This is a genomic window from Streptomyces fulvorobeus (genome assembly GCF_013167895.1).
Taxonomy (GTDB): Bacteria; Actinomycetota; Actinomycetes; order Streptomycetales; family Streptomycetaceae; genus Streptomyces; species Streptomyces fulvorobeus.
In genome coordinates this window covers 2,426,832-2,442,413 of sequence record NZ_BLWC01000001.1, presented here as the reverse complement: position 1 = coordinate 2,442,413, position 15,582 = coordinate 2,426,832, and the positions used below count along the sequence as shown (strand labels likewise).

Here is a 15,582-nt window from a genome sequence, read left to right as displayed (position 1 = left end):
GGAGGACCGGCCGTGGTTGCTGATCTGTCGCAGCTCGTGAAGGCGTACGACGTGCGCGGCGTCGTGCCCGACCAGTGGGACGAGCCCCTGTCCGAACTCTTCGGCGCCGCCTTCGTCCAGGTCACCGAAGCGGACGCGATCGTCGTCGGCCACGACATGCGGCCCTCCTCGCCCGGCCTGGCCGCGGCCTTCGCCCGGGGCGCCGCGGCGCGCGGCGCCGACGTCACCCTGATCGGTCTCTGCTCGACGGACCAGCTGTACTACGCGTCCGGGGCGCTGGACCTGCCGGGTGCCATGTTCACGGCTTCGCACAACCCGGCCCGCTACAACGGGATCAAGATGTGCCGGGCGGGCGCGGCCCCGGTCGGGCAGGACACCGGCCTGACGCAGATCCGCACCCTGGTGGAGGACTGGTCCACGCACGGCGCGCCCCACCGGGCCCCCACGGCCCCCGGCACGATCACGGAACGCGACACCCTCACCGACTACGCCGCGCACCTCCTCGGCCTGGTGGACCTCTCCGCCGTCCGGCCCCTGAAGGTCGTCGTGGACGCGGGCAACGGCATGGGCGGCCACACCGTCCCGACCGTCTTCGCGGACCTCCCGGTGGACCTGATCCCCATGTACTTCGCACTGGACGGCACCTTCCCGAACCACGAGGCCAACCCGCTCGACCCGAAGAACATCGTCGACCTCCAGGCCCGCGTACTCGCCGAGGGCGCCGACCTCGGCCTCGCCTTCGACGGCGACGCGGACCGCTGCTTCGTGGTCGACGAGCGCGGCGCAGGCGTCTCCCCGTCCGCGATCACGGCCCTGGTCGCGGCCCGGGAACTCGCCCGCAACGGCGGCGAGGGCACCGTCATCCACAACCTGATCACCTCCTGGTCCGTACCCGAGGTGATCCGCGAGAACGGCGGCACCCCCGTCCGTACGCGCGTCGGCCACTCCTTCATCAAGGCGGAGATGGCCGAACACGGCGCGATCTTCGGCGGCGAGCACTCGGCGCACTACTACTTCCGGGACTTCTGGAACGCGGACACCGGCATGCTGGCCGCACTCCACGTACTGGCAGCCCTGGGAGGCCAGCAGGCCCCGCTCTCGGCACTCCTCGCCCAGTACGACCGCTACACGGGTTCGGGCGAGATCAACTCCACCGTCGACGACCAGGCCGGCCGCCTGGCCGCGATCAAGGCGGCGTACGGCGACCGCGACGACATCACCTTCGACGAACTCGACGGCCTCACGGCGACGTCGAAGGACTGGTGGTTCAACGTCCGGGCCTCGAACACGGAGCCGCTGCTGCGGCTGAACGTGGAGGCGAGGGACGAGGAGACGCTGACGGCGGTACGCGACGAGGTCCTCACCCTGATCCGCACCTGACCCGCTCCCCACCCTCCACCGCACCCCCACCGGACACCGCCCTCCGACGCGACGCCTCAAGCGGGGCACTTCGCATGGGTTCTCCGCCCCCAGCCCCTCCGGCGTTTGAGGAGCGGGGCCCGGGGCAGAGCCCCGATTACGGTCAGGGCGGTCAGGGGGGACAGCCCACCGCAGGCGCACCCCGTCCACCCCACCGGCCCCGGCCGCGCCCGTGCCACCCCGGCGCTAAGCTGACGTCGCCTGATCCAAGCGACCGCACCCGCACTCGCAACCCCGCCACGCACGACCCCCCGCGCCCCGAAGGGACCCACCCCATGCCGCTCGAAGCCGGCCTTCTGGAGATCCTCGCCTGCCCGGCCTGCCACTCCCCGCTCGACGACCGGTCGGCGGCCGAGAAGCCGGAGCTCGTGTGCACCGGCACCGACTGCGGTCTCGCCTACCCGGTGCGCGACGGCATCCCGGTCCTCCTGGTCGACGAAGCCCGCCGCCCCGCGTAAACGCCACCGGAGACCCCGCGCACGGCGCGACCGGGTCGGCGACGACCACCGCCGCGCGCTCCCGGACCCGCACCCCGCACCCCGTACGGTGATCGGAGCCCCACCCGCCATGCTCGACGAGTCATTGCTCGACGCCCCGGAAGCCCTGGCCCGCGCCGACCGCCGCGGCCTGCTGCGCGGCGCCGCGGAAGCCGGCGCCCGCGTCCGTACCGCGGCGCGGCACGCCGCGGAGGCCGGCATCGGGAACCTGACCCCGGAGGGCCGGCCCAGGGCCGTACTCGTCGCGGGCCCCGGCGCCGCCGCATCCGGCGTCGCCGACCTGATCGGCACACTCGTGGGCGCCGCCGCCCCCGTCGTCCGTATCCACCCCACCGGCGTCGCCCCCGCCGCAGGCGCCCTGCGCTGGGCGCTCCCCGGCTGGGCCGGCTCCGTCGACCTCCTGCTCATCGCCACGCCCGACGGCTCCGAACCGGGCCTCGCCCAGCTCGCCGAACAGGCGTACCGCCGCGGCTGCACGGTCGTCGCCGTCGCTCCCACGCGGTCCCCGCTCCGCGAGGCCGTGGACGGCGTGCACGGCCTCGTCGTACCGATGGCGGCCGCCCCGCACGGCGAGTACGACGCCGAGACCGAGGCGGCGGGCCCCGGCACCCTCTGGGCCCTGCTCACCCCGCTGCTCGCCCTGCTCGACCGCCTGAGCCTGGTCGACGCGCCCGAAGAGGTGCTTCAGGGCGTCGCCGACCGCCTCGACCGCACCGCCGAACGCTGCGGCCCGGCCATCGCGACGTACAGCAATCCGGCCAAGACCCTCGCCGCCGAGCTCGCCGACAGCCTGCCCCTCATCTGGACGGAGGCCGGCGCTGCCGGCCCGGTCGGACGCCGGTTCGCCGCGGTGCTGACCGACCTCGCCGGTCGCCCGGCCCTCGCCGCCGACCTGCCCGAGGCACTGCCCTCGCACGGCCAGCTGCTGGCCGGGGCCTTCGCCGCGGGAGCCGACCCCGACGCCTTCTTCAGGGACCGCGTCGACGAGCCGGAAGCGATGCGGGCCCGCGTCGTCCTGCTCCGGGGCCGCCCCGCCGGTGGCCTGAGCGCGGCCCCCGCGGCCCGTGAACTTGCCCTCAGCCATGACACGCCGATCAGCGAACTCGAACCGGAGGAGGGCACCGAGCTCGAAACCCTCGCCGAGCTCCTCGCGGTCACCGACTTCGCCGCCGTGTACATGACCCTGGCCTCCCGGCCCCACTGACGACCCCGCCGCACCCCACCCCATCGCTTCCCCGAGGACGAACTCCATGGACCGGCTCTCCAACACCGTGCGCCCCTACGCCTGGGGCTCCACCACGGCCATCCCCGAGCTGCTCGGTATCGCCCCCACCGGCGAGCCGCAGGCCGAGATGTGGATGGGCGCCCACCCAGGAGCACCGTCCAGGGTCACCCGCTCCGGAGCCGAGCTGTCCCTCACCGAGGTCATCGCCGCCGACCCCGCCCGCGAACTGGGCCGGGCCGTCGTCGCCAGGTTCGGCCCCCGCCTCCCGTTCCTCCTGAAACTGCTGGCCGCCGGCGCACCGCTCTCCCTCCAGGTGCACCCCGACCTCGACCAGGCCAGGCAGGGGTACGCGGACGAGGAGAACCGGGGTGTCCCGGTCGCGGCCCCCCACCGCACGTACAAGGACGCCAACCACAAGCCCGAACTGATCTGCGCGCTCACGCCCTTCCAGGGACTCTGCGGCTTCCGCAGGCCCACCGAATCGGCCGACGCGATGGAGGCACTCGGCGTCGATTCCCTCAAGCCGTACGTGGACCTCCTGCGCGCCCAGCCCGAAGAGGCGGCCCTGCGCGAGGTCCTGACGGCGATCCTCACCGCTGAACCGGCGGAGACGGCCGCGACGGTCGGCGAGGCGGCAGCCGCCGCCGAACGCCTCGGCGGCGCCCACACCCCGTACGCCCAGCTCGCCCACCACTACCCGGGCGACCCGGGCGTCCTCGCGGCGATGCTCCTGAACTACGTCGAACTCCAGCCGGGTGAGGCCCTGTTCCTCGGTGCCGGCGTCCCCCACGCCTACCTCGGCGGCCTCGGTGTCGAGATCATGGCCAACTCCGACAACGTGCTGCGCTGCGGACTCACCCCCAAGCACATCGACGTCCCCGAACTCCTGCGCGTCGTCCGCTTCGAGGCGACCGACCCGGGCGTCCTGCGCCCCGAGGCGGCACCGTCCGGCGAGGAACCGTACGAGACCCCCGTCGACGAGTTCCGGCTCTCCCGCTACGACCTCTCGCCCGGCGCCGCCCCCGTCGACCTGACGGCGGCCACCCCGCAGATCCTGCTCTGCACGTCCGGCGCCCCTCTGGTCGGCGATCTCGAACTCTCCGCCGGCGAATCGGTCTTCGTTCCCGCGGACGAAAGCGTAGAAGCCTCCCGTACGGGCACGCTCTTCCGCGCGACCGTGGTGGCTTGACGTACCGTCCGCACCAACGGCTGCAACAATGTCCGGCCGTACCGCGGCGCCCGTGCCGCAGCACCGAGGAAGGGACACCAGGCACCCATGAGCGCGTCAGGCGGAACCAAGGCGATCGTGGCGGCACTAGTCGCCAATCTCGCGATCGCAGTCGCCAAATTCGTGGCGTTCCTCTTCAGTGGTTCGTCGTCGATGCTCGCGGAGAGCGTCCACTCGCTCGCCGACTCCGGCAACCAGGGACTCCTGCTGCTCGGCGGCAAGAAGGCCAAACGCGAGGCCACCCCGGAGCACCCCTTCGGGTACGGGCGCGAGCGCTACATCTACGCCTTCCTCGTCTCCATCGTGCTGTTCTCGGTCGGTGGCATGTTCGCGATCTACGAGGGCTACGAGAAGATCAAGCACCCGCACGAGATCGAGGCGTGGTACTGGCCGGTCGGCGTGCTGGTCTTCGCGATCATCGCCGAGACCTTCTCCTTCCGTACGGCCATCCGGGAGTCCAACCTCACCCGCGGCGACCGCTCCTGGACGGAGTTCGTCCGCCGCTCGAAGGCCCCCGAGCTCCCGGTCGTCCTCCTGGAGGACCTCGGGGCCCTCGTCGGTCTGATCCTGGCTCTCGCCGGTGTGAGCCTCGCCCTGGTCACCGGCGACGGCGTCTGGGACGGCATCGGCACCCTCTGCATCGGCATCCTGCTGATCGTCATCGCGATCGTTCTCGCCGCCGAGACGAAGTCCCTCCTCCTCGGTGAGTCCGCGGGTATCGAGGACGTGGAGAAGATCAAGGCCGCGGTCGTCGACGGCGAGACGGTCACCCGCATCATCCACATGCGCACCCTCCACCTCGGCCCGGAAGAGCTCCTGGTGGCCGCCAAGATCGCGGTCGAGCACGACGACACCGCTGCCGAGATCGCGCACGCCATCAACGCCGCCGAGACCCGCATCCGCGCGGCGGTCCCGATCGCCCGGGTCATCTACCTGGAGCCGGACGTCTTCGACGAGAAGGCCGCCGCCGCGGGCTCCGGTCCCGGCGAGTTCCCCGGCGCCCCGGCCCCGACCGAATCCGGCCACTGACGAGCGCTGACGTCCACACCCCGCGGCCCGGTGACCGCCCGCAGCCCCTGGACGGGCTGGGGCACACCGGGCCGACCGGTGTAGATTCTTATGGAGTAACAGACGTCGCTGCTGATGGCGGTCGATCGGTCCGCACTGTGGACCGGCCGAGGGAGAGAGGGCCTCCGACGGACTGCACTGCGAACTCCCGGGCATTCGTGTGCCCGCCGCCGCAGAGCCAGCCCAGCCCACCCTCGACCCATCACGAGGAGCAGCCCGTTATGACGACGGTCACCAATCGCCAGGACTTCAAGGTCGCCGACCTTTCCCTCGCCGCCTTCGGGCGCAAGGAGATCACCCTCGCCGAGCACGAGATGCCCGGCCTGATGTCGATCCGCAAGGAGTACGCCGCCACGCAGCCGCTGGCAGGCGCCCGGATCACCGGCTCGCTGCACATGACCGTGCAGACGGCCGTGCTCATCGAGACCCTGGTCGCCCTCGGTGCCGAGGTCCGCTGGGCCTCCTGCAACATCTTCTCCACCCAGGACCACGCCGCCGCGGCCGTCGCGGTCGGCCCGGACGGCACCCCGGACGCCCCCGCCGGCGTCCCGGTCTTCGCCTGGAAGGGCGAGACGCTTGAGGAGTACTGGTGGTGCACGGAGCAGGCTTTGACCTGGCCGAACACCCCCACCGGCGGCCCGAACATGATCCTGGACGACGGCGGTGACGCCACCCTCCTCGTGCACAAGGGTGTCGAGTTCGAGAAGGCCGGCGCGGCCCCGGACCCGGCGACGGCGGACAGCGAGGAGTACGCGCACATCCTCACCCTGCTGAACCGCACCCTCGGCGAGGCCCCGCAGAAGTGGACCCAGCTGGCGTCCGAGATCCGCGGTGTGACCGAGGAGACCACGACCGGTGTGCACCGTCTGTACGAGATGCACCGCGACGGCACCCTCCTTTTCCCGGCGATCAACGTCAACGACGCCGTCACCAAGTCGAAGTTCGACAACAAGTACGGCTGCCGCCACTCGCTGATCGACGGCATCAACCGCGCCACCGACGTCCTGATCGGCGGCAAGACCGCCGTCGTCTGCGGCTACGGCGACGTGGGCAAGGGCTGCGCGGAGTCCCTGCGCGGCCAGGGCGCCCGTGTGATCATCACCGAGATCGACCCGATCTGCGCCCTGCAGGCGGCGATGGACGGCTACCAGGTCGCCACGCTCGACGACGTCGTCAGCCAGGCCGACATCTTCATCACCACGACGGGCAACAAGGACATCATCATGGCCGCCGACATGGCCAAGATGAAGCACCAGGCCATCGTCGGGAACATCGGTCACTTCGACAACGAGATCGACATGGCCGGCCTCGCGAAGATCGAGGGCATCGTCAAGGACGAGGTCAAGCCGCAGGTCCACACCTGGAAGTTCCCCGACGGCAAGGTCCTGATCGTCCTCTCCGAGGGACGCCTGCTGAACCTGGGCAACGCCACCGGCCACCCCTCGTTCGTCATGTCCAACTCGTTCGCGGACCAGACCCTGGCCCAGATCGAGCTGTACACGAAGCCCGAGGAGTACCCGACGGACGTCTACGTGCTGCCCAAGCACCTCGACGAGAAGGTCGCCAGGCTCCACCTCGACGCACTCGGCGTGAAGCTCACGACCCTGCGTCCCGAGCAGGCCGCCTACATCGGGGTCGAGGTCGACGGGCCGTACAAGTCCGACCACTACCGCTACTGATCCACCGCCGGCGCCCGGTCGTCACCACCTGGCGCCGGCGGAGGGCACAGCCTCAGCAGCAGCTACGCGAGCAGGCCCCCGCACCCCCGTGTCGGGGGCCTGCCCCGTATCGCACCCGCACAGCCCGAGGAACCCGAAGGACCCCATGCCCCGCGGCCGGTATTCGCTCCACGATCTCCACGACCACACCCCCCTCGGCGAAGAACACTTCCACTGCGCCCCCGGCCCCTCCGGCTGGCGCTACGTCTCCCAGACCACGGCCCCGTCCGGGGACCACCTCGGCTCGCTCGACCTCACCCTCGACGAACTCGGCCGTCCCATCCGCCTCGAACTCCACGCCAGGAGCTGGCAGGTCCGCGGCGCCGCACTGGAAGGCGTCACCTGGGTCCGGACCGACCCGAGCGGGGCCCATGCCACCGAAGGCAATGTCCGCGCCCATGCCTTCACCGGTACGTCCCCCGCGTTCCTCGTCGCCACTGCCCGACTTCTCCGCCTCACCCCCGATTCCACCGAGACCCGGGTGCGGCTGGTCACCTTCACCGACCCGGTCCTCGCACCCCGCACTGTCGATCAGTCCTGGGCGCTGGTGAACAGTGAAGCGCACGCCACTGACAACGGCCCGCTGATCGTGGACGAGTACCAGGTCAGCGCCCTGGACACGGGCGACAGGCACACCGTGCACGTGGCCGGAGACGTGGTGCTCTCCGCTCCCGGCATCGAGCTCGAACACCTGGAGTCACCGCCTTCATCCGCCCCGCACTAGGCAGGCGGAGCGAACCCGGTGGAAGGTCCCGCCGCAGGCTCCCGCACCGGAACCCCCGCCCCGGATTCCCCGGCGCCGACCTCGGCCACCCCAACCGGACCAGGCACTTCCGCGCCGGGCACCGGCGCCCCGTACGCCCAGGCCGGCGAGGGTGCGAAGGCCCGCTGCGCGTCGCGCGCCTGGCGCTCGTTCACCACTGCCGCCAGGAAGGCAGCCGATGGCACCCCCGGCGGGACCGGTACGCCGGTCCTCGCCGCCAGATCACCGGCCAGCCGCTCCGCGACCGACCAGCCGACGCCGGGGTCGAGCTGGTGCATCCGCGTCAGGTACTGCCGGATCGCCAGCCAGAGATCGTCGGGAACCGACGACAGGTCGAGTGGCGCGAACTGCCCGACCAGCCAGGGCGGCGGAGGCGGCACGGCGACGACCCGTCCGGCCGGCAGCCGCTCACGTACGACGAGCGTGCCCGCGAAGACATCACCGAGCCGCCGCCCACGCGCCGACACCAGCGACGCGACACACGCGACGACGCCGAACGTCATCAGGATCTCGACGATCCCCATCGACCCCCGGACGAGCGCGTGGCGGAACCTGATGGGCCCTCCGTCGTCGCGCACCACGCGCAGCCCGACCGCCACCTTCCCCAGCGAACGGCCGTGGCTCAGCGTCTCGACAGCGATGGGACCCCCCACCAGCACGAGGAGGAAGGCCGCGACGGCTGTCGCCGCCTGCGCCGCCTCGTCCAGCGACCCCGTCGCGACAGCAAGGCCGATCGAAACAATTACAAACACGACCAGAAGCACCGTGAGGTCGATCGCTATCGCCAACGCGCGGCTCGGAAGCCTCGCCGGCCGCAGTCCCAGAACGACCGCGTCACCGGTCACCAGCTCATTCATCGCCACCCACCCTTCGCAGACCTTCCCTGCCCCTCGGAACCCCAGTCTGCCAAGCTGACCAGCAGCGCGCCGCAGTAGTACGGACCCGTACGCACCCATGCCTGGAGCAGCAGCCGACCATGGACCTCGACGTCTTCGTCACCGCCCACCGCACCGAGTGGGACCGCCTGGACCACCTTCTGCACCGTGGGAGGCGGCTCACCGGAGCGGAGGCAGATGAACTTGTCGCGCTCTACCAGCGCACGGCGACCCACCTGTCACTGATCCGGTCGAGCGCTCCCGACCCCCTGCTCACGGCCCGTCTCACCCAGCTCGTCGCCCGCGCCCGCTCCACGGTCACCGGCACCCGCAAGGCGTCCTGGCGTGACGCCGCACGCTTCCTCTCCGCCGGATTCCCGGCGGCCGTCTACCGCTCCCGGCACTGGTGGGTCCCCACCGCCGTACTCTCCACGCTTCTCGCCGCGCTCATCGGCTGGTGGATAGGCACGCACCCGGAAGTCCAGTCGGCGATCGCCGCCCCCGACGACCTGCGCCGGCTCACGGCGCCGGGCGGGGAGTACGAGTCGTACTACTCCAGCCACCCGGCGGCGTCGTTCGCCGCCCAGGTATGGACGAACAACGCGCGAGCCGCTGCCATGTGCCTGGTCCTCGGCGCGTTCCTCTGCATACCGGTGCTCTACATCCTCTTCGTCAACGTCCTCAATCTCGCGGTCGGCATCGGCCTGATGTCCTCAGCCGGCCGGCTGGACGTCTTCCTCGGCCTCGTCCTTCCGCACGGGCTGCTCGAACTGACCGCGGTGTTCGTCGCAGCCGGTACGGGACTCCGCCTCGGCTGGACCGTCATCGACCCCGGCCCGCAGACCCGGCGCTCCGCTCTCGCCCAGCAGGGCCGCGCCGCCATCGGTATGGCTATCGGACTTGCCCTGGTGCTGTTCATCTCCGGCCTCATCGAAGGCTTCGTCACTCCTTCCGGTCTTCCGACCTGGGCGCGGATCTTCATCGGCATCGCGGCTGAGCTGGCCTTCCTCGCCTACGTCTACATCCTCGGAGGCCGAGCCGCCCGTGCGGGAGACACCGGAGACCTCGACGTGGGCGAGCGCAGCGCGGAGCTGCCCTCCGCGGCCTGAGGAGCGATGTGCAACGGACCTCGCCGACCTGCTATTCTCCTCATCGCCCACAAAAGCTGTTGACACAGCCGGAGTGGGGAGGTAGATTTAAACAGTTCACCCGGACTGGACATGTACGGGTGTGGCAGTTAAGTTCATCTCGCTCGCACCGGAGGCCCAAGGCTTCCGCAGAGCTATCGATTCCCTTGTTTCGAAATCATCGGGCCGTTCAATCGGCCGGAATATTTCTGATAAAGTCGGATCAGCCGAAAGGCAAAGACTCTCCAGCGGGTCACCGGAATTCAGATACGGACCGGAAACGGAACGAATTGAATCTGGTAACGTTGGAACCGCCGGAAAGGGAATCGCGAAAGCGAGGAACTGGAAAGCGAATCCCGTTTCGACTGGGAATCGGACATGAAAGTGTCTGGTAGAGTCGGAGACGCAAGACCGAAGGGAAGCGCCCGGAGGGCCCCGGTGATACGGGACCGAAGGAAGCGTCCGTTCCTTGAGAACTCAACAGCGTGCCAAAAGTCAACGCCAGATATGTTGATACCCCGGCCTGTTTCGGCAGGTTGGTGGTTCCTTTGAAAAAGTCCCGCTCCGGCCCTTTGGGGTATCGGGGTGGGCAACACTAGCGAGGACGCTGTGAACGACCGGTCTTATTCCGACTCGGTCGTTCCGCTCTCATGGTGTGATCCCGATTACGGGAAAACATTCACGGAGAGTTTGATCCTGGCTCAGGACGAACGCTGGCGGCGTGCTTAACACATGCAAGTCGAACGATGAAGCCTTTCGGGGTGGATTAGTGGCGAACGGGTGAGTAACACGTGGGCAATCTGCCCTTCACTCTGGGACAAGCCCTGGAAACGGGGTCTAATACCGGATAACACTCTGTCCTGCATGGGACGGGGTTAAAAGCTCCGGCGGTGAAGGATGAGCCCGCGGCCTATCAGCTTGTTGGTGGGGTAATGGCCTACCAAGGCGACGACGGGTAGCCGGCCTGAGAGGGCGACCGGCCACACTGGGACTGAGACACGGCCCAGACTCCTACGGGAGGCAGCAGTGGGGAATATTGCACAATGGGCGAAAGCCTGATGCAGCGACGCCGCGTGAGGGATGACGGCCTTCGGGTTGTAAACCTCTTTCAGCAGGGAAGAAGCGAAAGTGACGGTACCTGCAGAAGAAGCGCCGGCTAACTACGTGCCAGCAGCCGCGGTAATACGTAGGGCGCAAGCGTTGTCCGGAATTATTGGGCGTAAAGAGCTCGTAGGCGGCTTGTCACGTCGGATGTGAAAGCCCGGGGCTTAACCCCGGGTCTGCATTCGATACGGGCTAGCTAGAGTGTGGTAGGGGAGATCGGAATTCCTGGTGTAGCGGTGAAATGCGCAGATATCAGGAGGAACACCGGTGGCGAAGGCGGATCTCTGGGCCATTACTGACGCTGAGGAGCGAAAGCGTGGGGAGCGAACAGGATTAGATACCCTGGTAGTCCACGCCGTAAACGTTGGGAACTAGGTGTTGGCGACATTCCACGTCGTCGGTGCCGCAGCTAACGCATTAAGTTCCCCGCCTGGGGAGTACGGCCGCAAGGCTAAAACTCAAAGGAATTGACGGGGGCCCGCACAAGCAGCGGAGCATGTGGCTTAATTCGACGCAACGCGAAGAACCTTACCAAGGCTTGACATATACCGGAAAGCATCAGAGATGGTGCCCCCCTTGTGGTCGGTATACAGGTGGTGCATGGCTGTCGTCAGCTCGTGTCGTGAGATGTTGGGTTAAGTCCCGCAACGAGCGCAACCCTTGTTCTGTGTTGCCAGCATGCCTTTCGGGGTGATGGGGACTCACAGGAGACTGCCGGGGTCAACTCGGAGGAAGGTGGGGACGACGTCAAGTCATCATGCCCCTTATGTCTTGGGCTGCACACGTGCTACAATGGCCGGTACAATGAGCTGCGATGCCGCGAGGCGGAGCGAATCTCAAAAAGCCGGTCTCAGTTCGGATTGGGGTCTGCAACTCGACCCCATGAAGTCGGAGTTGCTAGTAATCGCAGATCAGCATTGCTGCGGTGAATACGTTCCCGGGCCTTGTACACACCGCCCGTCACGTCACGAAAGTCGGTAACACCCGAAGCCGGTGGCCCAACCCCTTGTGGGAGGGAGCTGTCGAAGGTGGGACTGGCGATTGGGACGAAGTCGTAACAAGGTAGCCGTACCGGAAGGTGCGGCTGGATCACCTCCTTTCTAAGGAGCATTTCTTACCAGGCTTGCTTGGTCAGAGGCCAGTACACCGGCGAATGTTCGGTGCTGGTTGCTCATGGGTGGAACGTTGACTATTCGGCACGACAGGTTGGTTTTTCGAGTACTGCTTCGGCGTGGAAAGAAGGATTGGTCGGTCGGGTCGGGCACGCTGTTGGGTATCTGAGGGTTCGGGCATTTTTTTGTCTGGATCTTCGGTTGCCGGCCCCGGTGAACTCGCCTGTATGGGTGGGGTGGTGGGTGGCTGGTCGTTGTTTGAGAACTGCACAGTGGACGCGAGCATCTGTGGCCAAGTTTTTAAGGGCGCACGGTGGATGCCTTGGCACCAGGAACCGATGAAGGACGTGGGAGGCCACGATAGTCCCCGGGGAGCTGTCAACCAAGCTTTGATCCGGGGGTTTCCGAATGGGGAAACCCGGCAGTCGTCATGGGCTGTCACCCGCTGCTGAACACATAGGCAGTGTGGAGGGAACGCGGGGAAGTGAAACATCTCAGTACCCGCAGGAAGAGAAAACAACCGTGATTCCGGGAGTAGTGGCGAGCGAAACTGGATGAGGCCAAACCGTATGCGTGTGATACCCGGCAGGGGTTGCGCATGCGGGGTTGTGGGAGTTCTTTTTCATGGTCTGCCGGCTGTGAGACGAGTCAGAAACCGTTGGTGTAGGCGAAGGACATGCGAAAGGTCCGGCGTAGAGGGTAAGACCCCCGTAGCTGAAACATTAACGGCTCGTTTAAGAACCACCCAAGTAGCACGGGGCCCGAGAAATCCCGTGTGAATCTGGCGGGACCACCCGCTAAGCCTAAATATTCCCTGGTGACCGATAGCGGATAGTACCGTGAGGGAATGGTGAAAAGTACCGCGGGAGCGGAGTGAAATAGTACCTGAAACCGTGTGCCTACAAGCCGTGGGAGCGTCGCTGTATGTGCTTGCACATGCAGTCGTGACTGCGTGCCTTTTGAAGAATGAGCCTGCGAGTTAGCGGTGTGTAGCGAGGTTAACCCGTGTGGGGAAGCCGTAGCGAAAGCGAGTCCGAATAGGGCGTTTGAGTTGCACGCTCTAGACCCGAAGCGGAGTGATCTAGCCATGGGCAGGTTGAAGCGGAGGTAAGACTTCGTGGAGGACCGAACCCACCAGGGTTGAAAACCTGGGGGATGACCTGTGGTTAGGGGTGAAAGGCCAATCAAACTCCGTGATAGCTGGTTCTCCCCGAAATGCATTTAGGTGCAGCGTCGTGTGTTTCTTGCCGGAGGTAGAGCACTGGATAGGCGATGGGCCCTACCGGGTTACTGACCTTAGCCAAACTCCGAATGCCGGTAAGTGAGAGCACGGCAGTGAGACTGTGGGGGATAAGCTCCATGGTCGAGAGGGAAACAGCCCAGAGCATCGACTAAGGCCCCTAAGCGTACGCTAAGTGGGAAAGGATGTGGAGTCGCAGAGACAACCAGGAGGTTGGCTTAGAAGCAGCCACCCTTGAAAGAGTGCGTAATAGCTCACTGGTCAAGTGATTCCGCGCCGACAATGTAGCGGGGCTCAAGCGTACCGCCGAAGTCGTGTCATTCATACACATATCCCCAACGGGAGTATGGATGGGTAGGGGAGCGTCGTGTGCCGGGTGAAGCAGCCGCGGAAGCGAGTTGTGGACGGTTCACGAGTGAGAATGCAGGCATGAGTAGCGATACACACGTGAGAAACGTGTGCGCCGATTGACTAAGGGTTCCTGGGTCAAGCTGATCTGCCCAGGGTAAGTCGGGACCTAAGGCGAGGCCGACAGGCGTAGTCGATGGACAACCGGTTGATATTCCGGTACCCGCTTTGAAACGCCCAGTACTGAATCAGGCGATGCTAAGTCCGTGAAGCCGGCCTGATCTCTTCGGAGTTGAGGGTAGTGGTGGAGCCGATGAACCAGACTTGTAGTAGGTAAGCGATGGGGTGACGCAGGAAGGTAGTCCAGCCCGGGCGGTGGTAGTCCCGGGGTAAGGGTGTAGGCCGTGTGATAGGCAAATCCGTCACACATTGAGGCTGAGACCTGATGCCGAGCCGATTGTGGTGAAGTGGATGATCCTATGCTGTCGAGAAAAGCCTCTAGCGAGTTTCATGGCGGCCCGTACCCTAAACCGACTCAGGTGGTCAGGTAGAGAATACCGAGGCGTTCGGGTGAACTATGGTTAAGGAACTCGGCAAAATGCCCCCGTAACTTCGGGAGAAGGGGGGCCATCACTGGTGATCCGATTTACTCGGTGAGCTGGGGGTGGCCGCAGAGACCAGCGAGAAGCGACTGTTTACTAAAAACACAGGTCCGTGCGAAGCCGTAAGGCGATGTATACGGACTGACGCCTGCCCGGTGCTGGAACGTTAAGGGGACCGGTTAGTGCACTTTCGGGTGTGCGAAGCTGAGAACTTAAGCGCCAGTAAACGGCGGTGGTAACTATAACCATCCTAAGGTAGCGAAATTCCTTGTCGGGTAAGTTCCGACCTGCACGAATGGCGTAACGACTTCTCGACTGTCTCAACCATAGGCCCGGTGAAATTGCACTACGAGTAAAGATGCTCGTTTCGCGCAGCAGGACGGAAAGACCCCGGGACCTTTACTATAGTTTGATATTGGTGTTCGGTTCGGCTTGTGTAGGATAGGTGGGAGACTGTGAAGCGGCCACGCCAGTGGTTGTGGAGTCGTCGTTGAAATACCACTCTGGTCGTGCTGGATGTCTAACCTGGGTCCGTGATCCGGATCAGGGACAGTGTCTGATGGGTAGTTTAACTGGGGCGGTTGCCTCCTAAAGAGTAACGGAGGCGCCCAAAGGTTCCCTCAGCCTGGTTGGCAATCAGGTGTTGAGTGTAAGTGCACAAGGGAGCTTGACTGTGAGACCGACGGGTCGAGCAGGGACGAAAGTCGGGACTAGTGATCCGGCAGTGGCTTGTGGAAGCGCTGTCGCTCAACGGATAAAAGGTACCCCGGGGATAACAGGCTGATCTTCCCCAAGAGTCCATATCGACGGGATGGTTTGGCACCTCGATGTCGGCTCGTCGCATCCTGGGGCTGGAGTCGGTCCCAAGGGTTGGGCTGTTCGCCCATTAAAGCGGTACGCGAGCTGGGTTTAGAACGTCGTGAGACAGTTCGGTCCCTATCCGCTGCGCGCGCAGGAATATTGAGAAGGGCTGTCCCTAGTACGAGAGGACCGGGACGGACGAACCTCTGGTGTGCCAGTTGTCCTGCCAAGGGCATGGCTGGTTGGCTACGTTCGGAAAGGATAACCGCTGAAAGCATCTAAGCGGGAAGCCTGCTTCGAGATGAGTATTCCCACCCCCTTTGAGGGGTTAAGGCTCCCAGTAGACGACTGGGTTGATAGGCCAGATGTGGAAGCCCGGTAACGGGTGGAGCTGACTGGTACTAATAGGCCGAGGGCTTGTCCTCAGTTGCTCGCGTCCACTGTGTTAGTTCTGA

9 protein-coding genes and 2 rRNA genes are annotated in these 15,582 nt (G+C 66.1%); 10 read left to right on the top strand and 1 reads right to left on the bottom strand.

Annotated features, from left to right (window positions below; translation table 11 throughout):
* The first annotated feature begins 12 nt into the window (after nucleotides 1-12).
* The 7 genes from Sfulv_RS11000 (at nucleotide 13) to Sfulv_RS10970 (ending at nucleotide 7,879) form a co-directional block, all read left to right on the top strand.
* On the top strand, nucleotides 13-1,380 hold the full coding sequence (locus tag Sfulv_RS11000) for a phosphomannomutase/phosphoglucomutase (protein ID WP_173313519.1): 1,368 nt from the start codon (nucleotides 13-15) through the stop codon (nucleotides 1,378-1,380).
* Between the two features lie 314 nt (nucleotides 1,381-1,694).
* On the top strand, nucleotides 1,695-1,877 hold the full coding sequence (locus Sfulv_RS10995; RefSeq protein ID WP_173313518.1) for a Trm112 family protein: 183 nt from the start codon (nucleotides 1,695-1,697) through the stop codon (nucleotides 1,875-1,877).
* Nucleotides 1,878-1,986: 109 nt separating this feature from the next.
* Nucleotides 1,987-3,120: an SIS domain-containing protein gene (locus tag Sfulv_RS10990; protein ID WP_173313517.1), complete on the top strand. Its 1,134-nt coding sequence runs from the start codon at nucleotides 1,987-1,989 to the stop codon at nucleotides 3,118-3,120.
* A gap of 46 nt (nucleotides 3,121-3,166) precedes the next feature.
* Nucleotides 3,167-4,330 carry a mannose-6-phosphate isomerase, class I gene (manA, locus tag Sfulv_RS10985; protein WP_173313516.1) on the top strand — a complete coding sequence of 388 codons (1,164 nt, stop codon included), beginning with the start codon at nucleotides 3,167-3,169 and terminating at the stop codon, nucleotides 4,328-4,330.
* Between the two features lie 87 nt (nucleotides 4,331-4,417).
* Nucleotides 4,418-5,398, top strand: a complete 981-nt coding sequence (locus Sfulv_RS10980; RefSeq protein ID WP_173313515.1) for a cation diffusion facilitator family transporter — start codon at nucleotides 4,418-4,420, stop codon at nucleotides 5,396-5,398.
* A 260-nt stretch (nucleotides 5,399-5,658) separates the two neighbouring features.
* On the top strand, nucleotides 5,659-7,116 hold the full coding sequence (gene ahcY / locus Sfulv_RS10975) for an adenosylhomocysteinase (RefSeq protein ID WP_173313514.1): 1,458 nt from the start codon (nucleotides 5,659-5,661) through the stop codon (nucleotides 7,114-7,116).
* A 145-nt stretch (nucleotides 7,117-7,261) separates the two neighbouring features.
* Entirely contained in the window at nucleotides 7,262-7,879 is a 618-nt protein-coding gene (locus Sfulv_RS10970; RefSeq protein WP_173313513.1) for a hypothetical protein, read from the top strand.
* Here Sfulv_RS10970 and Sfulv_RS10965 read toward each other — a convergent pair.
* Nucleotides 7,876-8,775 (bottom strand): RDD family protein, encoded by a 900-nt coding sequence (locus Sfulv_RS10965; RefSeq protein ID WP_173313512.1) that lies wholly within the window; start codon nucleotides 8,773-8,775, stop codon nucleotides 7,876-7,878. The genes Sfulv_RS10970 and Sfulv_RS10965 overlap by 4 nt on opposite strands.
* Before the next feature lie 119 nt (nucleotides 8,776-8,894).
* Here Sfulv_RS10965 and Sfulv_RS10960 point away from each other — a divergent pair, with 119 nt between their 5' ends.
* From Sfulv_RS10960 to Sfulv_RS10950, 3 genes are all read left to right on the top strand, one after another.
* Nucleotides 8,895-9,902: a stage II sporulation protein M gene (locus Sfulv_RS10960; protein WP_173313511.1), complete on the top strand. Its 1,008-nt coding sequence runs from the start codon at nucleotides 8,895-8,897 to the stop codon at nucleotides 9,900-9,902.
* A gap of 696 nt (nucleotides 9,903-10,598) precedes the next feature.
* Nucleotides 10,599-12,124 (top strand): 16S ribosomal RNA (locus Sfulv_RS10955).
* 302 nt (nucleotides 12,125-12,426) lie between these two features.
* Nucleotides 12,427-15,552: ribosomal RNA gene (locus tag Sfulv_RS10950) — 23S ribosomal RNA — on the top strand.
* The 16S and 23S rRNA genes sit together here, the layout of an rRNA operon.
* Nucleotides 15,553-15,582: the final 30 nt, after the last annotated feature.

Excerpts from the sequence above, each read along its gene's own strand:
- Sfulv_RS10995 (WP_173313518.1), top strand. The coding sequence starts at position 1,695 with ATGCCGCTCGAAGCCGGCCTTCTGGAGATCCTCGCCTGCCCGGCCTGC.
- Sfulv_RS10990 (WP_173313517.1), top strand. The coding sequence starts at position 1,987 with ATGCTCGACGAGTCATTGCTCGACGCCCCGGAAGCCCTGGCCCGCGCC.
- manA (WP_173313516.1), top strand. The coding sequence starts at position 3,167 with ATGGACCGGCTCTCCAACACCGTGCGCCCCTACGCCTGGGGCTCCACC.
- Sfulv_RS10980 (WP_173313515.1), top strand. The coding sequence starts at position 4,418 with ATGAGCGCGTCAGGCGGAACCAAGGCGATCGTGGCGGCACTAGTCGCC.
- ahcY (WP_173313514.1), top strand. The coding sequence starts at position 5,659 with ATGACGACGGTCACCAATCGCCAGGACTTCAAGGTCGCCGACCTTTCC.
- Sfulv_RS10970 (WP_173313513.1), top strand. The coding sequence starts at position 7,262 with ATGCCCCGCGGCCGGTATTCGCTCCACGATCTCCACGACCACACCCCC.
- Sfulv_RS10965 (WP_173313512.1), bottom strand. The coding sequence starts at position 8,775 with ATGAATGAGCTGGTGACCGGTGACGCGGTCGTTCTGGGACTGCGGCCG.
- Sfulv_RS10960 (WP_173313511.1), top strand. The coding sequence starts at position 8,895 with ATGGACCTCGACGTCTTCGTCACCGCCCACCGCACCGAGTGGGACCGC.